At 41.8% G+C, this 4,633-nt stretch carries 4 protein-coding genes; 1 reads left to right on the top strand and 3 read right to left on the bottom strand.

Features of this window, described 5'->3' with window-relative positions:
• On the bottom strand, window positions 1-321 hold a 321-nt coding region (locus tag BSCG_RS0128030; protein ID WP_032849820.1), incomplete at its 3' end, for a homoserine O-acetyltransferase/O-succinyltransferase family protein.
• 180 nt (window positions 322-501) lie between these two features.
• Between BSCG_RS0128030 and BSCG_RS02580 the strand changes: the two genes are divergently transcribed.
• On the top strand, window positions 502-672 hold the full coding sequence (locus BSCG_RS02580) for a DUF362 domain-containing protein (RefSeq protein WP_002559159.1): 171 nt from the start codon (window positions 502-504) through the stop codon (window positions 670-672).
• Between the two features lie 254 nt (window positions 673-926).
• Here BSCG_RS02580 and BSCG_RS02585 read toward each other — a convergent pair whose 3' ends face one another.
• Both BSCG_RS02585 and BSCG_RS02590 read right to left on the bottom strand, forming a co-directional pair.
• Entirely contained in the window at window positions 927-2,120 is a 1,194-nt protein-coding gene (locus BSCG_RS02585) for a pyridoxal phosphate-dependent aminotransferase (protein WP_004306402.1), read from the bottom strand.
• 82 nt (window positions 2,121-2,202) lie between these two features.
• Entirely contained in the window at window positions 2,203-3,420 is a 1,218-nt protein-coding gene (locus tag BSCG_RS02590; protein ID WP_004309056.1) for a bifunctional 3,4-dihydroxy-2-butanone-4-phosphate synthase/GTP cyclohydrolase II, read from the bottom strand.
• Window positions 3,421-4,633: the final 1,213 nt, after the last annotated feature.

The following is a 4,633-nucleotide window of genomic DNA, read 5'->3' as shown; positions in this document are numbered from 1 at the left end:
TCCGGTGATAATCATACCATCATACTTCTCGTGACGCATCTGGTCGAAATCCGTATAGAACGTTTTCATGTGTTCTATCGGCGTATTCTTTGACGTGTGGCTCTTGATCTTCATAAATGAAATCTCCACCTGAAGAGGTGTATTGGAGAGTAAGCGCACCAAGTCTGTTTCCGTTGTAATTTTCAACGGCATCAGATTCAGAATCACAATCCGTAGCGGACGAATATCCTGTTGCGTAGCGCGGGAAGTGTCGATCACAAAAATATTCTCTTCCTTCAAAAGCTCTATCGCAGGTAGTTTATCGGGTAAATTTAAAGGCATAATCGCTATATATTAGTAATTTGAGTGCAAAAATACGAAAAATATAGCAGATTATAGGGAGGTAGCTTATTTAGAAGACGTACAAATTAAGTCAATTTAAACATAGAAGCATAACAACCAATCAATAAAAGCCTTATTTTTGCCGGAGAAATTAGTACTAATAATTTAAATCTTAGAAAAATGGCATACGTAATTAGTGACGATTGTATTGCTTGCGGAACTTGCATTGACGAGTGTCCGGTAGAAGCTATCTCTGAAGGTGATATCTATTCTATCAACCCAGATGTATGTACTGACTGTGGTACTTGTGCAGACGTTTGTCCGTCTGAAGCAATTCACCCGGCTGAATAATACAAGTTACAAAAAGAGTATAGGCTGCTTTCTATGGAAGGCAGCCTTTTTTATTGCTCTTTCTTCACCACAGATTACACAGATTAACACAGATTAATTCACAATCAAACGGATAGAAAAATACAAAGAAGTTCCTTAAACAAAAAATCACCCTTACTGCATACTGTAGTAAGGATGATTTTATTAATCTAATATTTTTCAGACAGACAATCTCTTTTCAATCTGTGTCAATCTGTGTAATCTGCGGTGAACTCTTATTTCAACTTAGCCAATGCTTCTTTGATACGACGGATAGCCTCTACGATATTTTCATCGCTTGTAGCATAACTCATACGGATACATTCAGGAGCACCGAAAGAGGCACCACCTACACAAGCCACGTGAGCTTCTTCAAGCAAGTACATTGCCAAATCATCCGAATCTGCAATCTTACGTTCGCCGTTACTCTTTCCAAAGAAAGCATCGCATTTCGGGAACAGATAGAAAGCACCTTGCGGAACGTTTACCTCAAATCCCGGAACTTCCTTAGCCAACTTCACAATCAGGTCACGACGGCGTTGGAATGCTTTCTGCATTTCTTTTACCGGTTCTTGTGTTCCTGTATATGCCACTTCAGCAGCTTTTTGAGAAACAGAGCAAGGACCTGAAGTGTACTGACCTTGCAACTTGTTGCAAGCTTTTACAATCCATTCCGGACCGGCAATGAAACCGATTCTCCATCCTGTCATAGCGTAAGCCTTGGATACACCGTTTACAATCACTGTACGTTCCTTCATTTCTGGGAATTGAGCGATACTCTGATGTGCACCAATATAATTGATATGTTCATAAATCTCGTCAGCGATTACTATCACCTGCGGATGTTTAGCCAATACTGCTGACAATCCGGCCAATTCTTCTTTTGTATATACAGAACCTGTCGGATTAGACGGAGAACAAAGAATCAATGCTTTGGTCTTCGGAGTAATAGCTGCTTCCAGCTGTTCCGGAGTAATCTTGAAATCTTGTTCGATACCTGCCGAAACAATTACGGGAGTACCTTCTGCCATTTTCACCATTTCCGGGTAGCTTACCCAGTAAGGAGCCGGCACGATAACTTCGTCACCCGGATTTACCAATACAAGGATGGTATTACAAACAGATTGTTTGGCACCATTGGCACACGAAATTTGAGCGGCTGTATATTCCAGACCGTTTTCTTTTTTCAGTTTCTCAACAATAGCATTGCGCAAAGCCGGATAACCCGGTACCGGAGAGTAACGAGAAAAGTTATCATCTATGGCTTTTTTCGCAGCTTCTTTGATGTGGTCAGGAGTATTAAAATCCGGTTCTCCTACACTTAAGTTAATAACATCAACACCCTGTGCCTTGAGCTCGTTGCTCTTTTGCGACATGGCAAGCGTCGCCGATGGCGACAAGCTGTTCAAACGATCTGATAATTGATTCATTTTGTATCTATTTTATTGTTGTTGAGTGAAAATCGTTGCAAAATAAGCGATAATATTTGATATATGAAAACAAATTGGCAATTTACTTATTAAAATGTAAAGTATGCCCCATTCTTTCTTTCTTTGTTCTCAAGTATCGTTCATTATACGGATTAGGAACTGTTTCAACAGGTACATTTTCTACTATCTCCAATCCGTATGCTTCCAAACCAACACGTTTCACCGGATTATTTGTCAAAAGTCTCATTTTGTGTACTCCCAGTTCACGAAGGATTTGTGCGCCTACTCCGTAATCACGCTCATCGGCAAGGTGTCCCAAACAAATATTCGCGTCAACGGTATCCATACCGTCTTCCTGCAACTTATATGCTTTCATCTTTTCCATCAGACCGATGCCACGTCCTTCCTGATTGAGGTAAACCACCACGCCTTTTCCTTCTTTTTCGATCATTTCCATCGCTTTATGCAGTTGCTCGCCACAGTCACAACGTTGTGAGCCAAGGATATCTCCAGTAGCACAAGAGGAATGGACACGTACCAAGATCGGTTCGTCTTCACTCCATGTTCCTTTAAATATAGCCATGTGCTCCAATCCGTTTGATTTCTGGCGGAAAGGAATCAGACGGAACTTTCCGTGTTCGGTAGGCATATTTACTTCTACTCCTTTTTCTACAATGGATTCCTGTTTCAGGCGATAAACGATCAGGTCATGGATAGAAATCAGTTTCAGCCCGTGTTCGTCTGCCATCTGACGGAGTTCGGGCAAACGTGCCATTGTTCCGTCTTCACTCATGATTTCCATCAAGGCACCTGCGGGGTAAAGTCCTGCCAGACGAGCCATATCAATCGTAGCTTCTGTATGTCCGGCACGGCGAAGTACTCCTTTTTCTTGCGCGTACAACGGATTGATGTGTCCGGGACGCCCGAAAGTAGCCGGTGTAGAAGTCGGATCGGCCAACGCCTGAATAGTAGCGGCACGGTCGGAAGCGGAAACACCTGTTGTACAGCCTTCCAATTTGTCAATAGTAACCGTAAAAGGAGTTCCCAACACGGAAGTATTATCACTTACCTGATGCGGTAAATCCAACTCCTTGCAACGAGACACTGTGACAGGTGCACAAAGTACGCCACGTGCATGTTTCAACATGAAATTTACTTTTTCGGGAGTTATCTTTTCAGCTGCAATAATCAAGTCGCCTTCGTTTTCGCGGTCTTCATCATCCACTACTATGACAAACTTGCCTTCTTTAAAGTCGGCAATCGCATCTTCTATTCTATCCATTTTAATAGTCTCTTTCATAACACTTATTTATTGATTTTCTGTATGATGAATTGAATTTGTTCATTGTTCTTTATAATCCGTTCCATATCCTTAGCCAGACGAACGCGGAACGCCCAGATGCGGAAATAGAAAAATAAACCGATAGGGAAAATGACTCCGGCCACCAGATTCAACCAATATATATGGAACGGGCGCACATGAGCAGAAACGGAAATAACCGGATAATTGTTTAATGCACCGATCAAAGTGGCAGATTTCGTATTGGACATTTCTTCAACCAACGCTTCCAGCTTTTCATTGATTGCCATCACCTCGTTATCATCCTCACTCGCCATCCACAACTTAAAGTAATTCGGTGCTTTTTCCAATCGTTTCCTGGCGGCATACGCTTTACACTCTGCCGAAAGTTGTTCCAAATCACCCGTCAGACGTACGTAATCAGGATCATGAATAATCACTTCTTTCTTAAATATATGGCGCACACTACGAATTCCCACAATCTTTTTAAACCAGTTGATATAGGCATCTGCATTAAGCACCACAGAGTCTTTATTCGATTTATAAGTAAGGAAGACTCCTAACGGGGCAAGGACTGCGCTACTTGTCCACATCCCCATCCAAACAATCCACTTACCGTCGCGGGCCATTTTATATCCTGTATTATCAATGATATAATAAATGATAAACACCAACACTGATACGATGACCGGCATTCCCAAACCTCCTTTACGGATAATACCGCCCAACGGAGCTCCGATAAAGAAGAACAGCAGACAAGAAAGTGAAATCGTTATCTTCTTATGCCATTCCGTCTTATGTTTTCGAATACTATAATCATTGTTCTCCATCGTGAATTTCTTGAACCCAAGATCGTTTGCCACGTTCTCCGCACGACTGACAGCAGAAGAAATGACCTTCTGTTTCTGCGTTAAAGAGGCTACTTCGTAAAGACTATCTACATTATATTCATAAATATCCGCCTTTTCTATTTTGATCGTATCTTCTTTTGTCAATCCATAAGAAGGACGGAAATTTCCTTCTGCCACTTCCCTGTAATACTGTCGTCCGATACTATCTCCCACAACCGTCATCGAGTCAATGGAACTCTGCAACTGCGCCATGTCCTTAGCACTGGACTGCTTACCCATAATCTCACCATCAACCATATTGAAATCGGAATTAAACTCAATAATGGTATGTTTTTCCCTGAATTCAAACCCTTTCGGTTCCA

The organism is Bacteroides sp. 2_2_4, from assembly GCF_000157055.1.
GTDB lineage: Bacteria > Bacteroidota > Bacteroidia > Bacteroidales > Bacteroidaceae > Bacteroides > Bacteroides ovatus.
This window is presented reverse-complemented; position numbering and strand designations above follow the sequence as displayed.